This window comes from Streptomyces sp. TLI_185 (assembly GCF_003814765.1).
GTDB lineage: Bacteria > Actinomycetota > Actinomycetes > Streptomycetales > Streptomycetaceae > Streptomyces.
Map to the genome: position 1 here is coordinate 3,933,095 of NZ_RKRB01000001.1, position 23,990 is coordinate 3,957,084.

Annotated in this window: 19 protein-coding genes; 13 read left to right on the forward strand and 6 right to left on the reverse strand. The window is 70.0% G+C overall.

Going from position 1 to position 23,990, the window contains the following annotated elements; all coding sequences use genetic code 11:
* Positions 1 to 41: 41 nt before the first annotated feature.
* Positions 42 to 992 carry a 5-dehydro-2-deoxygluconokinase gene (gene iolC, locus EDD92_RS17950; protein ID WP_123965271.1) on the reverse strand — a complete coding sequence of 317 codons (951 nt, stop codon included), beginning with the start codon at positions 990 to 992 and terminating at the stop codon, positions 42 to 44.
* 125 nt (positions 993 to 1,117) lie between these two features.
* On the opposite strand from iolC, the gene EDD92_RS17955 reads away from it, so the two are divergent.
* The 4 genes from EDD92_RS17955 (at position 1,118) to EDD92_RS17970 (ending at position 4,390) form a co-directional block, all read left to right on the forward strand.
* Entirely contained in the window at positions 1,118 to 2,038 is a 921-nt protein-coding gene (locus tag EDD92_RS17955; RefSeq protein WP_030934826.1) for a sugar phosphate isomerase/epimerase, read from the forward strand.
* A 251-nt stretch (positions 2,039 to 2,289) separates the two neighbouring features.
* Positions 2,290 to 3,138 carry an AraC family transcriptional regulator gene (locus tag EDD92_RS17960; RefSeq protein ID WP_260327313.1) on the forward strand — a complete coding sequence of 283 codons (849 nt, stop codon included), beginning with the start codon at positions 2,290 to 2,292 and terminating at the stop codon, positions 3,136 to 3,138.
* Between the two features lie 392 nt (positions 3,139 to 3,530).
* Positions 3,531 to 3,755, forward strand: coding sequence for an AlpA family transcriptional regulator (locus EDD92_RS17965; RefSeq protein WP_030934829.1), 225 nt, complete (start codon positions 3,531 to 3,533; stop codon positions 3,753 to 3,755).
* A 68-nt stretch (positions 3,756 to 3,823) separates the two neighbouring features.
* Complete coding sequence (locus EDD92_RS17970) at positions 3,824 to 4,390, forward strand: GNAT family N-acetyltransferase (protein WP_123965273.1); 567 nt, start codon at positions 3,824 to 3,826, stop codon at positions 4,388 to 4,390.
* Here EDD92_RS17970 and EDD92_RS17975 read toward each other — a convergent pair.
* On the reverse strand, positions 4,371 to 5,414 hold the full coding sequence (locus EDD92_RS17975; RefSeq protein WP_123970435.1) for a zinc-dependent alcohol dehydrogenase family protein: 1,044 nt from the start codon (positions 5,412 to 5,414) through the stop codon (positions 4,371 to 4,373). The genes EDD92_RS17970 and EDD92_RS17975 overlap by 20 nt on opposite strands.
* A complete protein-coding gene (locus tag EDD92_RS17980) occupies positions 5,374 to 7,650 on the reverse strand; it encodes an MMPL family transporter (protein ID WP_123965274.1) in 2,277 nt (758 codons plus the stop codon). The genes EDD92_RS17975 and EDD92_RS17980 overlap by 41 nt, the downstream gene beginning before the upstream one ends.
* 131 nt (positions 7,651 to 7,781) lie before the next feature.
* Between EDD92_RS17980 and EDD92_RS17985 the strand changes: the two genes are divergently transcribed.
* The 3 genes from EDD92_RS17985 (at position 7,782) to EDD92_RS17995 (ending at position 11,069) form a co-directional block, all read left to right on the forward strand.
* Positions 7,782 to 8,453: a TetR family transcriptional regulator gene (locus tag EDD92_RS17985; protein ID WP_123965275.1), complete on the forward strand. Its 672-nt coding sequence runs from the start codon at positions 7,782 to 7,784 to the stop codon at positions 8,451 to 8,453.
* 106 nt (positions 8,454 to 8,559) lie between these two features.
* The gene (locus EDD92_RS17990) at positions 8,560 to 8,799 is read left to right on the forward strand and encodes a heavy-metal-associated domain-containing protein (protein ID WP_123965276.1); all 240 of its coding nucleotides are present in this window, start codon (positions 8,560 to 8,562) and stop codon (positions 8,797 to 8,799) included.
* Between the two features lie 20 nt (positions 8,800 to 8,819).
* The gene (locus tag EDD92_RS17995; RefSeq protein WP_123965277.1) at positions 8,820 to 11,069 is read left to right on the forward strand and encodes a cation-translocating P-type ATPase; all 2,250 of its coding nucleotides are present in this window, start codon (positions 8,820 to 8,822) and stop codon (positions 11,067 to 11,069) included.
* Positions 11,070 to 11,738: 669 nt separating this feature from the next.
* On the opposite strand, the gene EDD92_RS18000 is transcribed toward EDD92_RS17995, so the two are convergent.
* From EDD92_RS18000 to EDD92_RS18010, 3 genes are all read right to left on the reverse strand, one after another.
* On the reverse strand, positions 11,739 to 13,028 hold the full coding sequence (locus EDD92_RS18000) for a citrate synthase (protein WP_123965278.1): 1,290 nt from the start codon (positions 13,026 to 13,028) through the stop codon (positions 11,739 to 11,741).
* Between the two features lie 262 nt (positions 13,029 to 13,290).
* Complete coding sequence (locus EDD92_RS18005) at positions 13,291 to 15,555, reverse strand: ATP-dependent RecD-like DNA helicase (RefSeq protein WP_123965279.1); 2,265 nt, start codon at positions 15,553 to 15,555, stop codon at positions 13,291 to 13,293.
* Positions 15,556 to 15,607: 52 nt separating this feature from the next.
* Entirely contained in the window at positions 15,608 to 15,817 is a 210-nt protein-coding gene (locus EDD92_RS18010) for a hypothetical protein (RefSeq protein ID WP_123965280.1), read from the reverse strand.
* Positions 15,818 to 16,107: 290 nt separating this feature from the next.
* Between EDD92_RS18010 and EDD92_RS18015 the strand changes: the two genes are divergently transcribed.
* From EDD92_RS18015 to EDD92_RS18040, 6 genes are all read left to right on the forward strand, one after another.
* Positions 16,108 to 17,124 (forward strand): LacI family DNA-binding transcriptional regulator, encoded by a 1,017-nt coding sequence (locus tag EDD92_RS18015; RefSeq protein WP_123965281.1) that lies wholly within the window; start codon positions 16,108 to 16,110, stop codon positions 17,122 to 17,124.
* Positions 17,121 to 18,650 (forward strand): sugar ABC transporter ATP-binding protein, encoded by a 1,530-nt coding sequence (locus EDD92_RS18020; RefSeq protein ID WP_123965282.1) that lies wholly within the window; start codon positions 17,121 to 17,123, stop codon positions 18,648 to 18,650. The genes EDD92_RS18015 and EDD92_RS18020 overlap by 4 nt, the downstream gene beginning before the upstream one ends.
* Positions 18,640 to 20,601 (forward strand): substrate-binding domain-containing protein, encoded by a 1,962-nt coding sequence (locus EDD92_RS18025; protein WP_123965283.1) that lies wholly within the window; start codon positions 18,640 to 18,642, stop codon positions 20,599 to 20,601. The genes EDD92_RS18020 and EDD92_RS18025 overlap by 11 nt, the downstream gene beginning before the upstream one ends.
* Before the next feature lie 132 nt (positions 20,602 to 20,733).
* Entirely contained in the window at positions 20,734 to 21,636 is a 903-nt protein-coding gene (locus EDD92_RS18030) for a ribokinase (protein ID WP_123965284.1), read from the forward strand.
* A complete protein-coding gene (rbsD, locus tag EDD92_RS18035) occupies positions 21,633 to 22,022 on the forward strand; it encodes a D-ribose pyranase (RefSeq protein WP_123965285.1) in 390 nt (129 codons plus the stop codon). Before EDD92_RS18030 ends, rbsD begins: the two co-directional genes overlap by 4 nt.
* 525 nt (positions 22,023 to 22,547) lie before the next feature.
* Positions 22,548 to 23,936: an alpha/beta hydrolase gene (locus EDD92_RS18040; RefSeq protein ID WP_148096472.1), complete on the forward strand. Its 1,389-nt coding sequence runs from the start codon at positions 22,548 to 22,550 to the stop codon at positions 23,934 to 23,936.
* The last annotated feature ends 54 nt before the right edge of the window (positions 23,937 to 23,990 follow it).

Sequence of the window (23,990 nt, forward strand, 5' to 3'; positions counted from 1 at the left end):
GTCGTCCGTCTCGTCCACGCCCTGTCGACGCTTGCGGGTACTCACAGCACTGCTCCGGCCTTGAGGGCGGCTTCGATCTCGTCCGGCGTCGGCATGGCGGAGGAGCACTCCAGGCGGGAGGCGACGATCGCGCCGGCCGCGTTGGCGTGCCGCATGATCGTCTCCAGGTCCCAGCCCTCCAGCAGACCGTGGCAGAGGGAGCCGCCGAAGGCGTCGCCGGCGCCGAGGCCGTTGAGGACGTTCACCGGGAGGGGCGGGACCTCGGCGGACTCGCCCTTGCTGTTGACGGCGAGGACGCCCTTGGGGCCCTGCTTGACGACGGCGAGTTCGACGCCCGCGTCCAGCAACGCCTGCGCGGCGGCCTGCGGTTCACGCACTCCGGTGGCGACCTCGACCTCGTCGAGGTTGCCGACCGCGACGGTGGTGTGGCGCAGGGCCTCCTGGTAGAAGGGGCGGGCGGCTGCCGGGTTCTTCCAGAACATGGGGCGCCAGTCGAGGTCGAAGACCGTCGTACCGGCCTTCGCGCGGTGGGCGAGCGCCGCGAGCGTCGCCGTACGGCTGGGCTCCTCGCTCAGGCCCGTGCCGGTGACCCAGAAGATGCGGGCGTCGCGGATGGCGTCGAGGTCGAGCTCGTGGGCGTCTATCTCCAGGTCGGGGGCCTTGGGCTGCCGGTAGAAATACAGCGGGAAGTCGTCCGGCGGGAAGATCTCGCAGAAGGTGACCGGGGTGGGCAGGCCAGGGATCGGGGTGACCCAGCGGTCGTCGACGCCGAAGCCCTGAAGGGCCTCGTGCAGGTAGGCGCCGAAGGGGTCGTCGCCGGTGCGCGTGATCACCGCCGTACGGCGTCCGAGGCGGGCCGCGGCGACCGCGACGTTCGTCGCGGAGCCGCCGAGGAACTTGCCGAAGCTCGTCACCTGCGGCAGCGGGACACCGGTCTGGAGCGGATACAGGTCCACTCCGATCCGCCCCATGGTGATCAGGTCGTACGCCATCGGCTTCCCTTCGTTACGGCTCTCCCCGCGTTTTTAGCCCCGCACGCGGAGCCCTGTCAATGTTTTGTCCAGACATTCGGACGAGACCTTGACAGCGCTTACCACGCACACGGAAGCTGGCCGGCATGACGTCGTTGTCACCCTCCTCTTCCTCACTGTCCCGCATCCGGATCGGGTCGGCTCCCGACTCCTGGGGTGTGTGGTTCCCCGACGACCCGCAGCAGGTCCCCTGGCAGCGCTTCCTCGACGAGGTCGCGCAGTCCGGCTACGAGTGGATCGAGCTGGGCCCGTACGGATACCTGCCGACCGATCCGGCCGTCCTCAGGGAGGAGACCTCCCGGCGTGGCCTGAAGGTGTCGGCGGGGACCGTGTTCACGGGCCTGCACCACGGCGAGGCGGTCTGGGAGAAGACCTGGGCGCACGTCGCGGACAACGCGGTGCTCGCGCAGGCCATGGGTGCGTCCCATCTGGTGGTCATCCCGTCCTTCTGGCGGGACGACAAGACCGGTGAGGTGCTGGAGCCGGACACGCTGACGGCCGAGCAGTGGCGGAATCTGACCTCGCTGACCGAGCGGCTCGGGCGGGAGGTGCGGGAGCGGTACGGGCTGCAGATCGTCGTCCATCCGCATGCCGACACGCATGTCGACAGCGAGGAGAACGTCGTCCGGTTCCTGGACGGGACGGACTCCGGGCTGGTGTCGCTGTGCCTGGACACGGGGCACTACGCGTACTGCGGTGGGGACAGCGTCAAGCTGATCGAGACGTACGGGGAGCGGATCGGGTATCTGCATCTGAAGCAGGTGGATCCGGAGATCCTCGCGGATGTCCGGGCCAACCAGGTGCCGTTCGGGCCTGCGGTGGCGCGCGGCGTGATGTGCGAACCGCCTGCCGGGGTGCCGGCGTTGGGGCCGGTGCTGGAGGCTGCGCAGAAGCTGGATGTGGATCTGTTCGCGATCGTCGAGCAGGACATGTATCCCTGTGAGCCGGACAAGCCGTTGCCTATTGCTCAGCGGACCCGGGCGTTTCTGCGGTCCTGTGGTGCGTGACGGCGCCTACTGATCTGCCAGGTTCTGTAGGTGTGCGAGTGCGGCTCGTTTGTGGCTTGTCGCGCCCGGGCGGCGGAGCCGCAAATTGACACTGTCCCGCGCCCCTCAGGGGGTTGCAGCATGGGTGGATGACAAGTGCCGTGCAGCTTCGGTCGGGGCGTGGGCCCGGAGGGTCGTGGGAAACCGTGCTTGCGCGGCCCGATGGTCGGTTACGGCCCGCGGTGATCAGTTACCGGGGGATCCGGCTGGCGCTGGACCGGCCCCGGCGGCGGCTGGAGGCGCCCATCGGGGCGGCGACGTTGATGCTCGGGTTCGAGCAGCCGGTCACGGTCACGCGGGCAGGGCGGCCGCCGGTCACGCTCGTGTCCTTGTTCGCCGGGCCCACGACCACGCCCGCCGTCGGTGAGCACGGCGGGCGGCTGTCGGGCATCGAGGTGCTGATGATGCCGTGGGCGGCGTTCACTCTCTTCGGTACCCCGCTGTACGAACTCATCGACCGCACCATCGTCCCCGACGACCTTCCGCACGCCCTGGGCACGCGGCGAGCGGGCGACCGTCGCAACACCATCGGCGAACTCTCCGCCGCGCTGGCCGCTGTGCCGACGTGGGAGCAGCGGTTCGGGCTGCTCGACGATGTGCTGGTGCGCTGGTCGCAGGCCGGGACGCCGAGTTCGGTACGGGTCGTGCGGGCCTGGTCGGAGCTGGTGCGGACGTGGGGTGCGGTGCCGGTACGGTCGCTCGCCGACGAGGTCGGCTGGAGCGTACGGCAGCTGGAGAACCGCTTCAGGGAGCAGATCGGGCTCGGCCCGAAGGTCGCGGCACGGGTGCTGCGGCTGCAGCGGGCGCGGCGGTTGCTGGCTCAGGGGCGCGGGCAGGCGGAGACGGCGGCGATCTGCGGTTTCTACGACCAGGCGCATCTGAGCGGGGAGTTCAGGGCCATGACGGGGTGCACTCCGCGGGAGTTCACCATGGCCCGGGTGATTCCGCCGGTGTCGCAGCCCGGTGCGCCTGCGGCGGACCGGATGACCGGCGAGGCGACGAGTCTGTTGCTCACATCCACGCGAAGTGCGGATTTTTCCAAGACCGGCAGGGTCCGCTGAATGCACGCTGATCGTCCGGCCGGTGATCCCCGGGGGGAGGTCTCCGACGGCACCGCCACGGGGAGCCGGTGGGCCGGGCCCGGCGATAGGGGTCTCCCCGGGCTCGAGCGAAGTCGAGAGTTTGGGGAAGGGTCCGGCCCATCGGGGCGATGTCAACGCACCACGCCTCTGAGCCCGCCCGCGCGTTTGCAGCACTCGTGTCACAAACACCCCTTTCCTGTCACGGGTGTCGCATGTGCGCGAGGCTTGCGTCACACCCGTCCCACAGACCCTGCCCTTCCCTCACGCTCCGTCGTTGGCCAGGCACAGATCTGTGATCGCCAGCGCAGCGCCCGGCTCCCCCGACGGCCGCCCCCGGCCGCCCCCGCGGTGCGCGCGGGGAGGTGCTACCCATGACCGACCGAAGGCTCTGGTCGTACAAAGAGATCGCGGCGCACATCAAGGTGCAGCCGGACACCGTGCGGTCCTACCGCAAGCACGGACTGCTGCCGCCGCCCGACCACGTCGAGGGCGGCAAGCCCTTCTGGTATGCGGACACGGTCCGGGCCTGGGTCGCCTCCCGGCCCGGAAACCGCGGCCGCAGAGACGACGAGGCCCCTGACCACCCGGTCTCCTGAGCTCGCGGCCTCCTGAGCTCGTGAAAAATGAACTGTGCCCCACCTGCCCCGTGGGGCACAGTCGTCTCATGAGCGACTTCTCCGTAAAGCCCGTACTGACCGGCGAGAAGACCGTCCTGCGGCCCTTCACCGCGGCCGACGCCGAGGTGATCTCGGAGATCATTCAGGACCCCGAGGTCATCCGCTTCACGGGCGAACCGTCCACCGAGTTCACCCTGGCCCTCCTGCGGTCCTTGTACGGCGCCCGGGCCACCGCCCCCGACCGGCTCGACCTCGCCGTCACCGACCCCGCCACGGGCGAACTCCTCGGCGAGGTCGTGCTGTACGAGTGGGATCCCGGGGCGCGCAGCTGCACGTTCCGCACGGTGATCGGCCCCCGGGGGCGCGCCCGGGGTATCGGCACCGAAGCCACTCGGCTGATCATCGGGTACGGCTTCGAGCAACTCGGGCTGCACCGGATCCAGTTGGAGGCCTACGCCCACAACCACCGGGCCCTGCATGTCTACGAGAAGGCCGGGTTCGTGACCGAGGGCGTCCTGCGGGAGGTGGAGATGCGCGACGGCGAGTGGGTCGACGAGGTGGTCATGGGCCTCCTCGACCGCGAGTGGGCCGCCCTCAGCTCCACGGCTCGATGACCGTCACCCCCGCTCCCGGCACCGTCCCCATCGCCGCCAGCGCGTCGGGGGTCGCGTCCAGGGTGATCGTGGACGTGACCAGCAGGTCGGGGCGGAGCACGCCCGCTCTGACCAGCTCCAGCATCGACGGGTAGGTGTGCGCCGCCATGCCGTGGCTGCCGAGGAGTTCGAGCTCCAGGGCGATCGCTCGGCCCATCGGGACGGGGGTCGTGCCGGTGGGCGACGGGAGCAGGCCCACCTGGACGTGGCGGCCGCGGCGGCGCAGGCCGTTCACGGACGCGGCGCACGTGACGGGTGAGCCGAGGGCGTCGAGAGACAGCTGCGCGCCGCCGCCGGTCAGCTCGCGGATCGCCGCGGCCGTGTCCGGTGTCCGCGCCGCGTCCACGCACTCCGTCGCGCCGAACTTCCGCGCCAGGTCCAGCGCCTGAGGCGATACGTCCACCGCGATCACCCGCGCCCCCGATGCCGCCGCGATCATCACCGCGGACAGGCCCACACCCCCGCAGCCGTGCACCGCGACCCACTCCCCCGCCGCCACCCGGCCCTGCTGCACGACCGCCCGGAACGCCGTGGCGAACCGGCAGCCGAGCGCTGCCGCCGTGGCGAACGACAGCTCCTCGGGTACGGCGACGAGGTTGACGTCGGCGTGGTCCAGCGCCACGTACTGGGCGAAGGAGCCCCAGTGTGTGAAGCCGGGCTGGGTCTGGCGCTCGCAGACCTGCTGGTCGCCTGCGGCGCATGCGGCGCAGCTGCCGCAGGCGCACACGAAGGGGACGGTGACTCGGTCGCCGGGGTGCCATCCGGTCACCCGGGCGCCGACTGTCTCGACAACGCCGGCGAGTTCGTGACCTGGGACGTGAGGGAGGGTGATGTCCGGGTCGTGGCCCTGCCAGCCGTGCCAGTCGCTTCGACAGAGGCCGGTGGCCTCAACCCGGACGACCACTCCGTAGTCGGCGGGGTGGGGGTCATTGACCTCACGTACCTCAGCGGGTGCGCCGTATTGTTCGAAGACCACCGCTCGCATCTGCCATCCCATCGCCGCTTTCGTCTGCGGGTACATCGTGGCTTGTCGCGCAGTTCCCCGCGCCCCTGAGGGGGGTTCGCCCACCGCCTGTTTCGCTGAGCCCGAACCTTTGGTGGAACCTCCGCAGCGGCCCCGGCGCCCACCAGGTCGCCCGCCCCGTCAGCCTCATCACCGCCGGTACCAACAGGCTCCGTACGATCATCGCGTCCATCAGCACCGCCAGGGCGATGCCCAGGCCGAGCATCTTGGTGTTGGTGACCCGGGAGGTGCCGATGGCGACCATCACCACGGCCAGGATCACCGCCGCCGCTGTGATCAGCCCGCCCGTGCGCTGCAGGCCGTGGCGGACCGCCTCGTTGTGGTCGCCCGTTCTGTCGTACTCCTCCTTGATGCGGGAGAGCAGGAAGACGCCGTAGTCCATGGAGAGGCCGAAGGCCACGCAGAACATCAGGACCGGCAGGGTGGTCTCTATGGAGCCGGGGCTGGTGAAGCCGAGCAGACCTGACAGGTGACCGTCCTGGAAGACCCAGACCACCGCGCCGAACATGGCGGTCAGGCTGAGCGCGTTGAGCACCACCGCCTGGATCGGTATCAGCACGCTGCCGGTCAGCAGGAAGACCAGGAGCAGGGTGACGATCGCGATGAAGGCGGCCGCCCAGGGCAGGCGCTCGGCTATCGCGTGCTTGGAGTCGACCAGGACGGCGGCCGTACCGGTCACCTTGGTGTCGAAGGGGGCGTCCGTGGCGCGCAGTTCACCCACCAGGCGCTGGGCCGCGTCGTCCACGGCCTCCCCCTTCGGCAGCACGGTGAAGTACGCCGACTCTCCCTTCACCAGAGGGCCGTCGACCCTCAGCACGCCGGACAGGGCGGTTATCCGGTCCTTGTACGCGCTGTACTGGGCGGGGGTCGCCTTTCCTTCGGCCAGGACCTCCAGGCCGCCGCCCGGGGTGCCCGGGAAGCCGTCGCGGATGTGCTGCTGGACCACGTGGGACTCTGCGGTCGAGGGGAGTTGACGGTCGTCCGCAGTGCCGAACTTCACGCCCAGGAAGGGCAGTCCGAGGACGATCAGGACAGCGGTGGTCGCCACGGCGAAGAGCGGGGCCCGGCGCATCACGAGGGTCGCCGTCCGCGCCCAGGCCGTGCCCTCCTCGCCGGAGGTCCTCGGCGCCCGTCCGCGCCGGAACAGGCGGCGCAGATCCAGGGAGTTGACCCGGTGTCCCAGCAGGACCAGGGCTGCCGGGAGCAGGATCAGTGCGGCCGCGGCGGCCAGCAGGACCACCGCTATGCCGGCGTATGCGAAAGACCGCAGGAAGTACTGCGGGAAGAGCAGCATCGCCGCGAGCGAGACCGCGACCGTGAGGGACGAGAAGAGGACTGTGCGGCCGGCTGTGCGCAGGGTGGTGCCCACCGCCGTCAACGGGTCGGCGCCCGTGGACAGTTCTTCACGGAAGCGACGGACGATGAACAGCGCGTAGTCGATGGCCAGGCCCAGCCCCAGGGCCGTGGTGAGGTTCATCGCGAAGACCGAGACGTCGGTGAACTCGGTCAGTCCGCGCAGCACCGCGTTGGTCCCGAGGATCGCGACGACGCCGATGCCCAGCGGCAGCAGGGCGGCGATCGCCGACCCGAAGACCATCACCAGCAGCACGAGTGTCACCGGCAGGGCGATCATCTCGGCGCGGGTCAGGTCCTCCTTGATGATCGTCTGCATCTCGTGCCGCACGGCGACGAGACCGCCGACCTTCACCTGCACCGGGCCGTGTGTGCCTCGGTAGTGGGGCGCGATGCGGTCCAGGGTGTCGCCCATCGCCTTCTCGTCACCCGTGATGTGCGCGGCGATCAGCGCCTCGTGGCCGTCCTTGGCGCGGAGTGCAGGTGATGTGGACTGCCAGTAGGAGCCGACCCCTATGACGCCCTTCTCGCCGGCCAGGCGCGCCGTGAGGCGCCGGGCCTGTGCGACGACGGCGGGGTCGTCCACCGAGGATCGGCCCGAGTCGACGAGGAGCAGCAGATTGGGCTGGGAGTCCGGGAACTCGCGCTCCAGCGCCTTGGTCGCATACGTCGACTGGGCGTCCGGGTCCTCCCAGCCGCCGCTGCCCAGGCGGTCGGCGACCCCACTGCCGGCCAGCACGGCGAGCGCGGTGATGACCAGGGCCACCAGCAGTGAGAGCCGCGGGCGGGCGGTCACGAAGCGGGTCCAGCCCCCGGGGCGCGGTGGCTTGTTGACTTCGGTCATCGTGCGGTGTCCCCTTCACCGTGGAAACCATAAACTGGCAAACACGAGACATCGCTCGCGTTTCATCTGCACCCAGAATGCGAGCGACCGCTCGCGTTTGTCAATCGCGTTCGGAGAACTGGGGATAACGCGTGCCCGAGAACTCACAGAAGGAACAGCCGCGCCGCCGTCAGGCCCGCGGCGAGCGCCGCATCGCCCAGCTCCTGGAGGCCGCCGCCTCGGTCTTCTGCACCACCGGCTACACGGCCGCCAGCACCAACGCCATCGCCCGCGAGGCCGGCGTCTCGCCGGGCACGCTGTACCAGTTCTTCCCGAACAAGGAAGCGATCGCGATCGAGCTGGGCGACCGGCTGATGCACGAGATGCGGGAGACGTACGGGGAGGCGCTCGCGCCCATCGACCCGGCGACCCCGCTGGAGGAGGCGGTCGGCGCCGCCGTGGACCGGTTCATCGCCTTCAACTGCGACCACCCGGTGTTCTTCGCACTGATGCACGGCCCCGACATCCCGGGCCGGATCGCCGAGGAACACGACGCCCTGCACGCGACCCTGGTCTCCCGGATCGAGGCCCTGCTGTCCTCGCTGCTGCCGGACGCACCCGCGGCCGACGTCACCCGCACCGCACATGTCTGCCTCGGCGTGTACAAGGCGGGCCTGGAGCTGGTCCTCGCCCACGAGGGCGCCGAACGCGACGCGTACGCCCGGGAGATCAAGAACGTACTGATCCGCTATCTGGAGCCCTTGGTCGGCGACCGCCTGGGCACCCAGCAGGTCACGGATGCCACCACGACTCGTACCGCCTGACCGCCACACCCCTCCTTGGATGGGTACCCCCTAGGGGTATAGTGTGAGGAGTGGAGGGCCTCCCGTGGGCCCCCGCAGCCCCACACACCTCGACGAGGAGAACGACATGACCGCCCAGACCGACACCCCGGGGACCGTCACCGCCGTCTACAAGGTGAGCGGCATGAGCTGCGGGCACTGCGAGGGTTCCGTCTCCGGTGAGCTCCTCGAGCTTCCCGGCGTCAGCTCGGTGACGGCCGTCGCCGCGTCCGGTGAGGTCACCGTCGTCTCCGCGGCCCCGCTCGAGGAGGCCGCCGTGCGCGCCGCGGTGGACGAGGCGGGCTTCGAGCTCGTCGGCCAGGTCTGACGGAAGTCCGGGGACCCGAGATGAGCAGCATTACCGCAAAGACACCGGCACCGATACGCACGGCAGCGGACGCCTCCGAGGTCGAGCTGCTCATCGGCGGGATGACCTGCGCCTCCTGCGCGGCCCGCGTCGAGAAGAAGCTCAACCGGATGGACGGCGTCACCGCCACGGTGAACTTCGCGACGGAGAAGGCGAAGGTCAGCTACCCCGCGGGCCTCCAGGTCGCCGACCTGATCGCCACCGTGGTGAAGACGGGGTACACGGCCGAGGAGCCGGCCCCGCCGCAGCCGGAGCCCGCCGAGGAGGAGGCCGCCGAGGACCCCGAACTGGCCTCCTACCGGCAGCGCTTCACCGTTTCCGCCCTGCTCGCGCTGCCCGTCGTACTGCTGTCGATGATCCCGGCCCTGCAGTTCGACAACTGGCAGTGGCTGGCGCTCACGCTCGCCGCGCCGGTGGTCGTCTGGGGCGGGCTGCCGTTCCACCGCGCCGCCTGGACGAACGCCCGGCACGGCGCCGCCACCATGGACACGCTGGTCTCGGTCGGCACTCTGGCCGCATTCGGCTGGTCGCTGTGGGCGCTGTTCTTCGGCGACGCGGGCATGCCGGGCATGCACGACGAGTTCAGGTTCACCGTCTCGCGCATGGACGGGGCCTCGGCGATCTACCTCGAAGTGGCCGCCGGCGTCGTCGCCTTCATCCTGCTCGGCCGTTATCTGGAGGCCCGCGCCAAGCGGCGCTCGGGGGCGGCACTCAGGGCGCTGATGGAGCTGGGCGCCAAGGACGTGTCCGTACTGCGCGGGGGCCGTGAGACCCGTATCCCGGTGTCCCAGTTGGCCGTCGGGGACCGTTTCGTCGTACGGCCCGGGGAGAAGATCGCAACCGACGGCACCGTCGTCGAGGGTGCGTCCGCCGTGGACGCCTCGATGCTGACCGGCGAGTCGGTGCCGGTGGACGTGGGCGTGGGCGATGCCGTCACCGGGGCCACGGTCAACGCCGGTGGGCGGCTGGTCGTCGAGGCAACCCGGGTCGGCGCCGACACCCAGCTGGCGCGGATGGCGAAGCTGGTGGAGGACGCGCAGAACGGCAAGGCCGAGGTGCAGCGGCTCGCCGACCGGATCTCGGCGGTCTTCGTGCCCGTCGTCATGCTGATCGCCGTCGGCACGTTCGGGGCGTGGCTCGGCGTCACGGGCGACACCGTGGCCGCGTTCACCGCGGCCGTCGCCGTCCTGATCATCGCCTGCCCCTGCGCGCTGGGCCTGGCCACCCCGACCGCGCTGATGGTCGGCACGGGGCGTGGCGCCCAGCTCGGCATCCTCATCAAGGGCCCGGAGGTCCTGGAGTCCACGCGCCGCGTCGACACCGTCGTACTCGACAAGACCGGAACGGTCACCACGGGCCGGATGACCCTGCACGAGGTGTACGCCGTCGCCGGCACCGACGAGAAGGAGGTGCTGCGGCTCGCGGGCGCCGTCGAGCACGCCTCCGAGCATCCCGTCGCCCGCGCGATCGCCCTGGGCGCCGAGGAGCGGGCCGGGCGGCTCCCGGGGGTCGAGCGGTTCGAGAACGTGCCCGGGCGGGGCGTGCGGGGGCGTGTGGAGGGCCGTGAGGTCGCCGTCGGGCGGCTCTTCGAGGGGCTCCCCGAGGAACTGGTCCGCGCCAAGTCCGAGGCCGAGAGCGGCGGACGTACGGCCGTCGTGGTCGGCTGGGACGGGGTGGCACGCGGTGTCGTCGCCGTCGCCGACGCGGTCAAGGAGACCAGCGCTCAGGCGGTGCGCGAGCTGCGCGCGCTGGGGCTCACACCAGTGCTGCTGACCGGGGACAACCGGGCGGTCGCGGAAGCGGTGGCGCGGGAGGTCGGGATCGAGCAGGTGGTCGCCGAGGTCCTGCCCGAGGACAAGGTGGCAGCCGTACGGCGGCTGCAGGCCGAGGGGCGGACGGTCGCCATGGTCGGCGACGGCGTCAACGACGCGGCCGCGCTGGCCACCGCCGATCTGGGTCTGGCGATGGGGACCGGGACGGACGCGGCGATCGAGGCGGGCGATCTGACCCTGGTGCGCGGGGATCTGCGGGTGGCCGCGGACGCGATCCGGCTGTCCCGCAGGACGCTGGCCACGATCAAGGGCAACCTGGTGTGGGCTTTCGGGTACAACGTGGCGGCGCTGCCGCTGGCCGCCGCCGGCCTGCTCAATCCGATGATCGCCGGGGCTGCGATGGCCTTCTCGTCGGTGTTCGTGGTGACGAACAGCCTCCGGCTGCGGACGTTCCGCTGAACCGCGGGCGAGGTTACCGGCGGTTAGTCGAAGTCGAGGTGAGAGCACCTCTGGAGTCCGGCGCCAGCCTCACATAAGCTCTTCACAAGGCTCGCGCATCATCCTTACGCTTGGGCACCGATCGCTGTATCGGGGCTCTTGCGTATCTAACGGACAAATGCAAGAGACGCAGATCACAGTGATGTGAACGTAACCATCGAAGGGGTTCGAAGGTCTAAGTTGACGATGTCAGGCAGCGTCTTGGGGGGCGTTTCCTGGCATCTGGGGATGTCTTGGGGGACTTCCTCAGAGTTGCGTTGCCGGGGCCACGTACACCGGGGTGCTTTGAGCGGCCCTCCCGAGCGTGCGTTGTCCCGGCAGACCGCACAACCGTGAGTACGGCGAGTTTTGCTCATTCTGCTCAACGCTCGCCGCACTCGACAGCGATTCAGGCGCTGGCTTCACAGACGCCCGGCCGGATCCCGTGGGGGGAATCCGCACCGGGACATGGGAAGGCGCCCTGTACGTCGGCCCGTGGGGGGACCGGCGGCAGGGCGCCTTTCGCTTCGCGGATTGAGCCGGGGGGGGCCGGGGGTCTTCTGGTTGTTTCCCGGCTTCCGGCCGGTGGGGGCCGATCGCGCAGTTCCCCGCGCCCCTTGAAAAACAGGGCGGCCCAGCCACCGGCGAGTATCAGCGCTCTTCGACCGGGACGAAGTCCCGCTCCACCACGCCCGTGTAGATCTGGCGGGGGCGGCCGATGCGGGAGCCCGGCTCCTTGATCATCTCGTGCCACTGGGCGATCCAGCCCGGAAGGCGGCCGAGGGCGAACAGGACCGTGAACATCTCGGTCGGGAAGCCCATGGCGCGGTAGATCAGGCCGGTGTAGAAGTCCACGTTCGGGTAGAGGTTGCGCGAGACGAAGTAGTCGTCCGAGAGCGCGTGCTCCTCCAGCTTCAGCGCGATGTCCAGCAGCTCGTCGGACTTGCCGAGGGCCGAGAGGACGTCGTGCGCCGCCGCCTTGATGATCTTCGCGCGCGGGTCGAAGGACTTGTACACCCGGTGGCCGAAGCCCATCAGGCGGACGCCGTCCTCCTTGTTCTTCACCTTGCGGATGAAGGAGTCGACGTCACCGCCGTTGGCCTGGATGCCCTCGAGCATCTCCAGGACGGACTGGTTGGCGCCGCCGTGCAGCGGGCCCCACAGGGCGTTGATGCCGGCCGAGATCGACGCGAACATGTTCGCCTGCGAGGAGCCGACCAGGCGGACCGTGGACGTCGAACAGTTCTGCTCGTGGTCCGCGTGCAGGATCAGCAGCTTGTCGAGGGCGGCGACGACGACCGGGTCGAGGTCGTACTCCTGCGCCGGGACCGAGAAGGTCATGCGCAGGAAGTTCTCGACGTAACCGAGGTCGTTGCGCGGGTAGACGAACGGGTGGCCGATCGACTTCTTGTACGCGTACGCCGCGATCGTCGGGAGCTTGGCGAGCAGGCGGATCGTCGAGAGGTTGCGCTGCTTCTCGTCGAACGGGTTGTGGCTGTCCTGGTAGAACGTCGACAGCGCCGAGACGACCGAGGACAGCATGGCCATCGGGTGGGCGTCGCGCGGGAAGCCCTTGTAGAAGTTCTTGACGTCCTCGTGCAGCAGGGTGTGCTGCGTGATGTCGTTCTTGAACACGGAGAGCTCGTCGACGGTCGGCAGCTCGCCGTTGATCAGCAGGTAGGCGACCTCCAGGAAGGTGGAGCGCTCCGCCAGCTGCTCGATGGGGTAGCCGCGGTACCGGAGGATGCCCGCCTCGCCGTCGAGGTAGGTGATCGCGGATTTATAGGCGGCGGTGTTCCCGTAACCGCTGTCCAGCGTCACCAGACCGGTCTGGGCGCGGAGCTTCCCGATGTCGAAGCCCTTGTCGCCGACGGTGCTGTCGATCACCGGGTAGGTGTACTCGCCGTCGCCGTACCGCAGTACTACAGAGTTGTCGCTCACGTCTTCCCTCACCGACGTAGTGCCTCATCTTCGAGGTTGCCCTGACTGTCTCTACCATCCCCCAATTGGCTCAGGAGAGTGCACTCGGGGTCGACCATCGGGCCTATTGACGGCACTGAGTGCCGCCAACTTGCTCATCCTGCCCCCTTGATTCCCCATCCGGAAGTGCTATGTGACCTTCACGACTCATTTGATCGATCATTTTTCGTGATGCCTGTCTCAAACCCGCCCCGGAGGGGCCGAACAGTGGTCACGGGAGCTCTCACAGGGGTCTCGGGGAGAGCCGGAAGTCCAGTGCCGTGCAGCGCCGCCCCGCCGACACCGTGCGCACCGCCTGGCCGATCGCCTTGCGCGAACCGACCAGGACGACCAGCTTCTTGGCCCGGGTCACCGCCGTGTACAGCAGGTTCCGCTGCAGCATCATCCAGGCTCCGGTGGTGACCGGGATCACCACGGCGGGATATTCACTCCCCTGGGAGCGGTGAATGGTGACCGCGTACGCGTGGGCCAGCTCGTCCAGTTCGTCGAACTCGTACGGAACCTCCTCGTCCTCGTCCGTCAGCACCGTCAGGCGCTGGTCGACCGGGTCGAGCGAGGTGACCACGCCGACGGTGCCGTTGAAGACACCGTTCTTGCCCTTCTCGTAATTGTTGCGAATCTGGGTGACCTTGTCGCCGACCCGGAAGACCCGGCCGCCGAACCGCTTCTCCGGCACATCGGGGCGGCCCGGGGTGATGGCCTGCTGGAGCAGGCCGTTGAGCGTGCCTGCGCCGGCCGGGCCGCGGTGCATGGGCGCGAGGACCTGCACGTCCCGGCGCGGGTCGAGCCCGAACTTGGCCGGAATTCGACGGGCCGCCACATCCACCGTGAGCCGCCCCGCCTCCTCCGTGTCGTCCTCGACGAAGAGGAAGAAGTCCTTCATGCCGTCGGTGACCGGGTGGTGCCCGGAGTTGATCCGGTGCGCGTTCGTCACCACGCCCGACTGCTGGGCCTGGCGGAACACGCGGGTGAGGCGCACGGCGGGGATCGGGCTGCCGTCGGCGAGCAGGTCCCGCAGCACCTCGCCCGCGCCCACGCTGGGCAGTTGGTCGACGTCCCCGACGAAGAGGAGGTGGGCGCCCGGCGGGACCGCTTTCACCAGCTTGTTGGCGAGGAGCAGATCCAGCATGGAGGCCTCGTCGACGACCACCAGGTCGGCGTCGAGCGGGCGGTCCTTGTCGTACGCCGCGTCACCGCCGGGCTTCAGCTCCAGGAGGCGGTGGACGGTGGAGGCCTCGGCTCCGGTGAGCTCGGCCAGGCGTTTGGCGGCGCGGCCCGTGGGGGCGGCCAGGACCACCCTCGCCTTCCTGGCGCGGGCCAGCTCCACGATCGAGCGGACCGTGAAGGACTTGCCGCAGCCGGGGCCGCCGGTCAGAACGGCGACCCTCTTGGTCAGCGCCAGCTTGACGGCGGCCTCCTGCTCGGGCGCGAGGTCGGCGCCCGTACGGTCCTTCAGCCAGGCCAGCGCCTTGTCCCAGGCCACGTCGTGGAAGCCGGGCATCCGGTCCTCGTCGGTGCGCAGCAGACGCAACAGCTGGGCGGAGAGGGAGAGTTCGGCGCGGTGGAAGGGGACGAGGTACACGGCCGTCACCGGGTCCCCGCCGTCCGGGCCGGGCACCTTCTCCCGTACGACACCAGGGTCCTCGCCGTCCTCGGGCGGCTGGGCGAGTTCCGCGAGGCACTCGATGACCAGGCCCGTGTCGACCTGCAGCAGCTTCACCGCGTCGGCGATCAACCGCTCCTCGGGGAGGTAGCAGTTGCCCTGGTCGGTGGCCTGCGACAGCGCGTACTGCAGGCCTGCCTTGACGCGCTCCGGGCTGTCGTGCGGGATGCCGACGGACTGGGCGATCTTGTCGGCGGTGAGGAAGCCGATGCCCCAGACGTCGGCCGCGAGGCGGTACGGCTGGTTCTTGACGACGGAGATCGAGGCGTCGCCGTACTTCTTGTAGATGCGCACGGCGATGGAGGTGGACACCTCGACGGTCTGGAGGAAGAGCATGACCTCCTTGATCGCCTTCTGCTCCTCCCAGGCCTCGGCAATCTTCCTGGTGCGCTTGGGGCCGAGGCCGGGGACCTCGATGAGGCGCTTCGGCTCCTCCTCGATGATCTGCAGCGTGTCCAGGCCGAAGTGCTGGGTGATGCGGTCGGCGAAGACGGGGCCGATGCCCTTGACGAGCCCCGAGCCGAGGTAGCGGCGGATGCCCTGGACGGTGGCCGGGAGCAGCGTCGTGTAGTTCTCCACCGTGAACTGCTTGCCGTACTGGGGGTGGGAGCCCCAACGGCCCTCCATGCGCAGTGATTCGCCGACCTGGGCACCGAGCAGCGCGCCGACGACCGTGAGGAGGTCGCCGGCTCCTCTGCCGGTGTCGACCCGGGCGACCGTGTAGCCGTTCTCCTCGTTGGCGTACGTGATCCGCTCCAGGACGCCCTCGAGCACGGCCAGTCGCCGCTCCCCCGGCTGTGCCGGGTTCCCCGCCTGATTGGACATGATCCGACGCTACCGCCCGGCACCGACAGCCGGGTCCGCAGCGTTCAGCAGCTCACGCGACGCTGAACCTGACGCAGTCGTCCTGCGCGCCGCGCCCGGTCCCGAGCTGGATCCCGCCGGCCTCGAGGCTTGCGCTTCCGTCCGCGCACACCTTGCCTTCCACCTCCTGGGCCGAGGCAGGACTGCTGCCGGCCAGGACTGCGGTGAGGACCGCCACGACGGACAGGGTGAGGATGGCCAGCCGGTGCCGCATGTAGGGCATGGGAGCCTCGCTTCAATGTTGTGCGGATGGACCGGTGACTGAACACTCACCGGACTGAAGGCGCGGGAAACGGCGCACCAGGAGCACGGCAGGGAGTGCGACCCGGCACGCCCGCCCCGACTCCCTTCGGACGGCCGCGCGAGCCGACCGCTCATCACGATCCGGTCTCGGGATGTGGTTGAGGGCTTGATTAACACCCGTGTAATCGATTCCAATCCTGCGTACACGTCGATGTAATCGATTCCACGACCGTCGACCTCACGAACGATCCACGAGGAGGTGGAGCGGCGATGGCGAGCATCAAGGACGTCGCTGCCGAGGCGGGCGTCTCCGTCGCCACGGTGTCGCGCGTCCTGAACGACCATCCGTCGGTCAGCGCGGACGCACGCACGCGCGTGCTGGCCGCCGTCGAGGCGCTGGGCTACCGCCCGAACGCCGTCGCCCGTTCCCTGCGCACCGATCAGACCCACACCCTCGGCCTGGTCATCAGCGACGTGATGAACCCCTACTTCACCGAACTGGCCCGCTCCGTCGAGGAGGAGGCCCGTGCGCTCGGCTACAGCGTCATCATCGGCAACGCCGACGAGCGGCCCGACCTGCAGGACCACCACGTACGGAACCTGCTCGACCGCCGCATCGACGGACTACTGGTCTCCCCCACCGACGGCGGCTCGCCGCTGATGCTGGACGCCGCGCGCGCCGGGACGCCGATGGTGTTCGTGGACCGGTGGATCCCGGGCGTCGACGTGCCGGTGGTGCGGGCGGACGGGCGGGCCGCCGTACGCGATCTCGTCGCGCATCTGCACGGGCTGGGGCATCGCAGGCTCGCCATCATCGCGGGCCCCGCGGCCACCACCACCGGACGGGAGCGCGTGGAGGCCTTCCGGGAGGCGCTCGGTGCGTACGGGCTCGAACTCCCCGAGGCCTACATCGGGCAGGGCGACTTCCAGGCCGAGAGCGGGCGGCGGGTCACCGAGGGCTTCCTCGACCTGCCCGAGCCGCCCGAGGTCGTGTTCGCCGCCGACAACCTGATGGCGCTCGGCGCGCTGGACGCCGTACGCGCGCGTGGGCTGCACGTTCCCGAGGACCTCGCGCTGGCCGCCTTCGACGACATCCCGTGGTTCGTGCACACCGATCCGCCGATCACCGCGGTCGCCCAGCCCACGGGCGAGCTGGGCCGGGCCGCCGTGCGGGCCCTGGTCGACCGCATCGAGGGGCGGCCCGCGCGGTCCGTCACCCTCGCCGCCCGTCTCGTCGTACGCCGCTCGTGCGGCGAGAACCCCGCTGAGAACAGGAGCCACTTGTGAGCAACACGGACGAGTTGCTGCGCATCGAGGGCATACGGAAGACCTTCCCGGGCGTGGTCGCGCTGGACGGCGTCGACTTCGACCTGCGCCGGGGCGAGGTGCATGTGCTGCTCGGTGAGAACGGCGCGGGCAAGAGCACGCTGATCAAGATGCTCTCCGGTGCCCACACCCCCGACGCCGGGCGGATCCTGGTCGGCGGCGAGGAGGTGCGCATCCATGGTGCGCAGGACTCCGAGCGCCTCGGGATCGCCACCATCTACCAGGAGTTCAACCTCGTACCCGACCTCACGGTCGCCGAGAACATCTTCCTGGGGCGGCAGCCGCGCCGCTTCGGGATGATCGACCGGAAGACGATGGAGGCCGATGCCGAGGTCCTGCTGAAGCGTGTCGGCGTCAATGTGCCGCCACGCGCGCGTGTCCGCGAACTCGGTATCGCGCGCCTCCAGATGGTCGAGATCGCGAAGGCACTGAGCCTGGACGCGCGCGTGCTGATCATGGACGAGCCGACCGCCGTGCTCACCTCCGAGGAGGTCGAGAAGCTCTTCGCGATCGTGCGCAAGCTGCGCGAGGACGGCGTCGGGATCGTCTTCATCACGCATCACCTGGAGGAGATCGCCGCCCTGGGCGACCGGGTGACGGTGATCCGCGACGGAAAGTCGGTCGGGCAGGTCCCCGCCGCCACCCCCGAGGACGAGCTCGTACGCCTGATGGTGGGCCGTTCGATCGAGCAGCAGTATCCGCGGGAACGGGCCGATGCGGGCGCCGCGTTGCTGACCGTGGAGGGACTCACGCGTGACGGCGTCTTCCACGACGTCAGCTTCCAGGTGCACGCCGGTGAGGTCGTCGGCATCGCGGGCCTCGTCGGAGCGGGCCGTACGGAGGTCGTGCGGGCCGTCTTCGGCGCCGATCCGTACGACAAGGGCGCGGTGAAGGTCGCCGGGGCCGAGGTGCGGCGGGGCGACGTCAACGCCGCCATGGCGGCCGGCATCGGTCTGATCCCCGAGGACCGCAAGGGCCAGGGCCTGGTCCTTGACGCGTCGGTCGAGGAGAACCTCGGCCTGGTGACGCTGCGGAAGGCCACGCGAGGGGGGCTCGTCGATCTCAAGGGCCAACGCGAGGCCGCCGCCCGGGTCGCCGGGCAACTCGGCGTGCGGATGGCCGGACTCGGCCAGCACGTACGCACCTTGTCCGGCGGCAACCAGCAGAAGGTCGTCATCGGCAAGTGGCTCCTCGCCGACACCAAGGTGCTGATCCTCGACGAGCCGACGCGCGGCATCGACGTCGGCGCCAAGGTCGAGATCTACCAGCTGATCAACGAACTCACGGCCGCGGGCGCCGCCGTACTGATGATCTCCAGCGATCTCCCGGAGGTCCTCGGCATGAGCGACCGAGTGCTGGTGATGGCCCAGGGCCGGATCGCGGGCGAGCTCGCGGCCGACGAGGCCACCCAGGACGCCGTCATGGCGCTCGCCGTAAGCACACCGAGCACACCTACGCACGAAACGGAGGCCTCCCGTGGCCACTGACACGCTCAAGAGCACGACGGGCGCGAGTGGCGCCACGGGCGGCCTGCGCCGCCTCCTGCTCGACAACGGCGCGCTGACCGCGCTGATCGTCCTCGTCGTCGCGATGTCGGCGCTGTCCGGCGACTTCATGACGGCGGACAACCTGCTGAACGTCGGCGTCCAGGCGGCCGTCACCGCCATCCTCGCCTTCGGCGTCACCTTCGTGATCGTCTCGGCGGGCATCGACCTGTCGGTGGGCTCGGTGGCCGCCCTGTCCGCCACCGTGCTTGCCTGGAGTGCGACTTCGCAGGGTCTCCCGGTAGCGCTGGCGGTGGTGTTGGCGATCGCCACCGGTATCGCGTGCGGCCTGGTCAACGGCTTCCTGATCTCGTACGGCAAGCTGCCGCCTTTCATCGCGACCCTCGCCATGCTGTCGGTGGGCCGCGGCCTGTCGCTGGTGATCTCGCAGGGCTCCCCCATCGCCTTCCCCGGCTCGGTCTCGCACCTCGGCGACACGCTCGGCGGGTGGCTGCCGGTCCCGGTGCTGGTCATGGTCGTCATGGGCCTGATCACGGCGTTCGTGCTGGGCCGGACGTACATCGGCCGCTCGATGTACGCGATCGGCGGCAACGAGGAGGCAGCCCGCCTCTCCGGCCTGCGGGTGAAGAAGCAGAAGCTCGCGATCTACGCCTTCTCCGGGCTGTTCGCTGCCGCCGCGGGCATCGTCCTCGCCGCCCGTCTGTCCTCCGCGCAGCCGCAGGCCGCCCAGGGCTACGAACTGGACGCGATCGCGGCGGTCGTCATCGGCGGCGCCTCACTGGCCGGCGGTACCGGCAAGGCGTCCGGCACGCTGATCGGCGCGCTGATCCTGGCGGTGCTGCGCAACGGCCTCAACCTCCTGTCCGTGTCCGCCTTCTGGCAGCAGGTCGTCATCGGCGTCGTGATCGCACTGGCGGTGCTGCTCGACACGGTGCGGCGCAAGGCGGGGACGACTCCGGTGGCGGCCGGTGCGGCCGGTACGTCGGGCAGCGGCAAGGGCAGGCAGGCCGCGACGTACGTGCTCGCCGCCGTGGTCGCGGCAGCCGTCGTCGGGGCCATGTCCTTCCTGCACAGCGGTTCGTCGGCGGCGAAGGACCAGAAGATCGGGCTGGCCCTGTCGACCCTCAACAACCCCTTCTTCGTGCAGATCCGCGCCGGAGCGCAGCAGGAGGCGAAGAAGCTGGGCATCGACCTGACCGTCACCGACGCGCAGAACGACGCCTCCCAGCAGGCCAACCAGCTGCAGAACTTCACCAGCGAGGGCCTCGGCACCATCATCGTCAACGCGGTGGACTCCGACGCGGTGACGCCGGCGGCGAAGGCCGTGAACAAGTCGGGCATCCCTCTCGTCGCCGTCGACCGCGCCGTCAACAACGCGGACACCGCCGCGCTCGTCGCCTCCGACAACGTCACCGGCGGCAGGCTCGCCGCCAAGTCCCTCGCGGACCGGCTCGGCGGCAAGGGCACCATCGTGGTCCTGCAGGGCCAGGCGGGCACCTCCGCCAGCCGCGAGCGCGGCGCGGGCTTCACCGAGGGTCTCAAGGCCTACCCGGGCATCAAGGTCGTCGCCGAGCAGCCCGCGGACTGGGACCGCACCAAGGGCCTCGACGTGATGACGAACCTCCTGCAGGCCCACCCCGGCATCGACGGCGTCTTCGCGGAGAACGACGAGATGGCGCTGGGCGCGATCAAGGCCCTGGGCGGCAAGGCCGGCAAGTCGGTCGCGGTCATCGGCTTCGACGGCACCCCGGACGGTCTCAGCGCCGTCAAGGCGGGCACGCTTTACGCGTCGGTAGCCCAGCAGCCGACGGAACTCGGCAGAATCGCGGTACAGAACGCAGTGAAGGTCGCCGAGGGCAAAAATGTCACGAAGTCGGTGATGGTGCCGGTGAAGGTGGTCACGAAGGAGAACGTGGCCGGCTTCAGCGGCTGACGAGGCGACCGGCAAAGGGGAACGGGCGGGCGGTCGTTGCCGCCAGGGTGCCGGGGGTTGCTCGAATGGTGCCCGGTGGCGACGACGGCCCGCCACACGTCATCTCTCATCATCTCTCAGGGGAGTCATTTGATGTACGACTACGACCTGCTGGTCGTGGGATCCGCCAACGCCGACCTGGTGATCGGCGTCGACCGGCGGCCGGGCGCCGGCGAGACGGTGCTCGGCTCGGACCTGGCCGTCCACCCGGGCGGCAAGGGCGCGAACCAGGCCGTCGCCGCCGCCCGTCTCGGGGCCCGTACGGTCCTGCTCGCCCGGGTCGGCGACGACGCGTACGGCAGGCTGCTCCTCGACTCGCAGCGGGCGGCCGGCGTCGACACGGTGGGGGTGCTGGTGGGCGGGGCGCCGACCGGGGTCGCGCTCATCACCGTCGACCCTTCCGGGGACAACAGCATCGTGGTGTCGCCGGGCGCGAACGGCCGGCTGACCCCGCAGGATGTACGCACCGCCGCGAGCCTGTTCCTGGCCTCGCGGGTGGTCTCGACCCAGCTGGAGATCCCGCTGGAGTCGGTCGTGGAGGTCGTACGGAATCTGGCGCCGGACAACCGCTTCGTGCTGAACCCGTCCCCGCCGCGGCCGCTGCCGCCCGAGGTGATGGCGGCCTGCGACCCGCTGATCGTCAACGAGCACGAGGCCAGGGTGGTCCTCGGCGACGCCTACGTCTCCGACCGCCCGGAGGACTGGGCGCGCCTGCTGCTCGCCAAGGGCCCGCGCTCGGTCGTGGTCACCCTGGGCGCGGAGGGCGCACTGGTGGCTTCGTCGGCCGGGGTGACCCGGGTGCCTTCGGTGAAGGTGGACGCGGTGGACACGACGGGCGCGGGCGACGCGTTCACGGCGGCGCTGGCGTATCGGCTCGGGTCAGGGGCGTCGCTGGCGGAGGCCGCGGCATACGCGGCCCGCGTCGGCGCCGCCGCCGTCACCAAGGAGGGCGCGCAGGTGTCGTTCCCGACGGCGGAGGAGGTCGAAGCCCTATGAAGAAAGCGGGAATCCTGAACCGTCATCTCTCCGGCGCTTTGGCCGAGTTGGGCCACGGGGACGGGGTGCTGGTGTGCGACGCGGGCATGCCGATACCGCAGGGCCCGCGGGTGGTGGACCTGGCCTTCCGCGCCGGGGTGCCGTCCTTCGCGGAGGTGGTGGACGGTCTGCTGGCCGAGCTGGTGGTGGAGGGGGCGACGGCGGCGAGCGAGGTACGGGAAGCGAATCCGGGGGCTGCGAAGTTGTTGGAGGGCGTGTTTCCCGAGCTGCGGCTGGTGTCGCACGAGCGGCTGAAGGAGCTGTCGGCGGGAGCACGGCTGGTGGTACGGACGGGGGAAGCGCGGCCGTACGCGAATGTGCTGCTGCGCTGTGGGGTGTTCTTCTGAGCGGCTTTCCAGGAGGTCTGTCGGCAACTGGCCGGGAACCAGGGCAGGTCCAGGCGCGCAGCGGTGGTCAGAACGAACTGCGCTACCGAGTCGCAGGTGTGGTGGGTTGTGGTCGCCGGGAGCGTGGTGGCGTCGGTGGCCTCCGGCCTCCAAGTCGTGCGACCGCGCAGGGAACAGGGGCGGTCGGCCACTGCACGGAGCGAGAGTGAAAGCGCTGCTGCCGCCGCGCGCCTGTGTGCCACCTGTGCGTCCGTGCGCGGGGCGCTCGCCAACTGGCTGCTGGTGACTCCTGGGCACTCTGATGAGAGAGGGCTCAACTCGCATCAAGCGGCAGGGGGTTCGGGCATGGCAGCACCGTGCGTGACTCGGCGGCACAGAGGGATTCTCCGGAGAAGGGGGGTGCCGGCGGCCTCGGTGGGGCGCGGGCGACGGGGGTGGACCGGGGGACGGGCCGGGGCCCGGACGAGGTGGCTCCTGCTGTGCTTCTGCCTGATCACGAGTGCCTTCGGCTTCGGCACACCATCGATGGCCGCTGCCACCGAGCCGTCGGCCCGGCAATGCGACGAAGCGCCGACCGGCGTCGCCACCCACGATCACTGGCTGAGGTTCACGGTGCCGCCCGGACTCATGCCGGACCCTCAGTTCGACGGGCAGCCGGCGAAGATCCAGGTGCACCGCGTCCAGCCGGTGTACGCGAACGGCAAATGTCCAGGAGTGCCCAACAGGGCCGCGGTGCTGATCCACGGCCGCGCCGTCACCGCCTCGCCGGCCTTCGACCTGCGCTCCCCCGCGCCGGGAGGCGGCTCGCTCAGCATGCAGGAAGGACTCGCGCGGGCGGGAATCGACACCTTCGCCCCGAGCCTGCTCGGCTACGGACACTCGACGCGCTTCGACAACGGCCTGAACGATCCCGGCAACGCGAGCCTCAGGCCCTACCTCGCGGACGGCACCTGTCCGTACCCCGAGGGGTGCGACCGCACCCACAACCCGATCTTCACCCTCGATCAGCAGGGGAGCCTGCTGCTGACCAATCCGCTGGGCGGGGAGAGGCGCGCACACTCAAGCAATTACCGCTTTGCGCGCATGGACGTCTGGGTACGCGATATCCGCCAGGTCATCGACGACGCCATCACGCGCGCGCAGCCGACGGACGGCAAGGTCACCCTGCTCGGCTATTCGCTCGGTGGGGTACGCGTCGGGCGGACGCTGTACGCAGCCAACCCAAACCCGCTCCTCCCCGGAAGCGCCGACGTCATCGCGAAGGTCAACCGTGCCGTGTTCATGTCGTCGCTCTTCGGCGGACCGACCGAGGAGACGGCGCCCCCGGCGGGCTTCGTCACGTTTCCGCTGACGCTTGACCGCCGCCCGGGGGCACCGGTGCTGCCACCGGATCGCGAGGCCCTGTGCACCGGACGTGTCGTCCCCGGCAGCCAGGATCAGTTCTGGAAGCAGATCATGGAGCAGGACACCGAGGGGCGGAACTGGGGAGGGGACGATCCCGGCAACCCGACCGGCCTCGACCGCTCGCCGACGTTCTCCAACTACGGCTGGAACACCGCCGTCGCGGGGCAGCTGACCCCGCCCACACTGGTCCTCCACGGTCTCGACGACGCCACCGCGCCGCCGGCCAACGCGCCTGCCATCTTCAACGCTCTCCCGACGTCGATGACGAGCAAGGTGCTCGTACAGATCCAGTGCGCCAGCCACCAGATGCAGATGGAGGGCTGCTCCGGCCCGCGCTGCACCCCGCAGTCCGGAACGCCCTACGGCGGGCGCCCCGGCGAACCGTGGGCCGGCCCTCATGCCACGGTCAAGGCGGCGCTGATCGAGTGGATCAAGAGCGGGACCTTCAACGGCACCGCGAACGGAAAGTTCACCGTCAACGAAAGCGGCGTGGCCGCCGCCAGCCCGTAGAGAAACGGTGTCGCACAAATTCGAGGGGGCCCAGTCCGTCGACCGGGCCCCCTC

Bases quoted from the DNA above. Each gene is read 5' to 3' on its own strand.
- EDD92_RS17975 (WP_123970435.1), bottom strand. From the start codon at position 5,414: ATGCGAGCGGTGGTCTTCGAACAATACGGCGCACCCGCTGAGGTACGT.
- EDD92_RS17965 (WP_030934829.1), top strand. From the start codon at position 3,531: ATGACCGACCGAAGGCTCTGGTCGTACAAAGAGATCGCGGCGCACATC.
- iolC (WP_123965271.1), bottom strand. From the start codon at position 992: ATGGCGTACGACCTGATCACCATGGGGCGGATCGGAGTGGACCTGTAT.
- EDD92_RS18015 (WP_123965281.1), top strand. From the start codon at position 16,108: ATGGCGAGCATCAAGGACGTCGCTGCCGAGGCGGGCGTCTCCGTCGCC.
- EDD92_RS18005 (WP_123965279.1), bottom strand. From the start codon at position 15,555: ATGTCCAATCAGGCGGGGAACCCGGCACAGCCGGGGGAGCGGCGACTG.
- EDD92_RS18030 (WP_123965284.1), top strand. From the start codon at position 20,734: ATGTACGACTACGACCTGCTGGTCGTGGGATCCGCCAACGCCGACCTG.
- EDD92_RS17955 (WP_030934826.1), top strand. From the start codon at position 1,118: ATGACGTCGTTGTCACCCTCCTCTTCCTCACTGTCCCGCATCCGGATC.
- EDD92_RS17995 (WP_123965277.1), top strand. From the start codon at position 8,820: ATGAGCAGCATTACCGCAAAGACACCGGCACCGATACGCACGGCAGCG.
- rbsD (WP_123965285.1), top strand. From the start codon at position 21,633: ATGAAGAAAGCGGGAATCCTGAACCGTCATCTCTCCGGCGCTTTGGCC.
- EDD92_RS18010 (WP_123965280.1), bottom strand. From the start codon at position 15,817: ATGCCCTACATGCGGCACCGGCTGGCCATCCTCACCCTGTCCGTCGTG.
- EDD92_RS18040 (WP_148096472.1), top strand. From the start codon at position 22,548: ATGGCCGCTGCCACCGAGCCGTCGGCCCGGCAATGCGACGAAGCGCCG.
- EDD92_RS17980 (WP_123965274.1), bottom strand. From the start codon at position 7,650: ATGACCGAAGTCAACAAGCCACCGCGCCCCGGGGGCTGGACCCGCTTC.
- EDD92_RS17990 (WP_123965276.1), top strand. From the start codon at position 8,560: ATGACCGCCCAGACCGACACCCCGGGGACCGTCACCGCCGTCTACAAG.
- EDD92_RS17970 (WP_123965273.1), top strand. From the start codon at position 3,824: ATGAGCGACTTCTCCGTAAAGCCCGTACTGACCGGCGAGAAGACCGTC.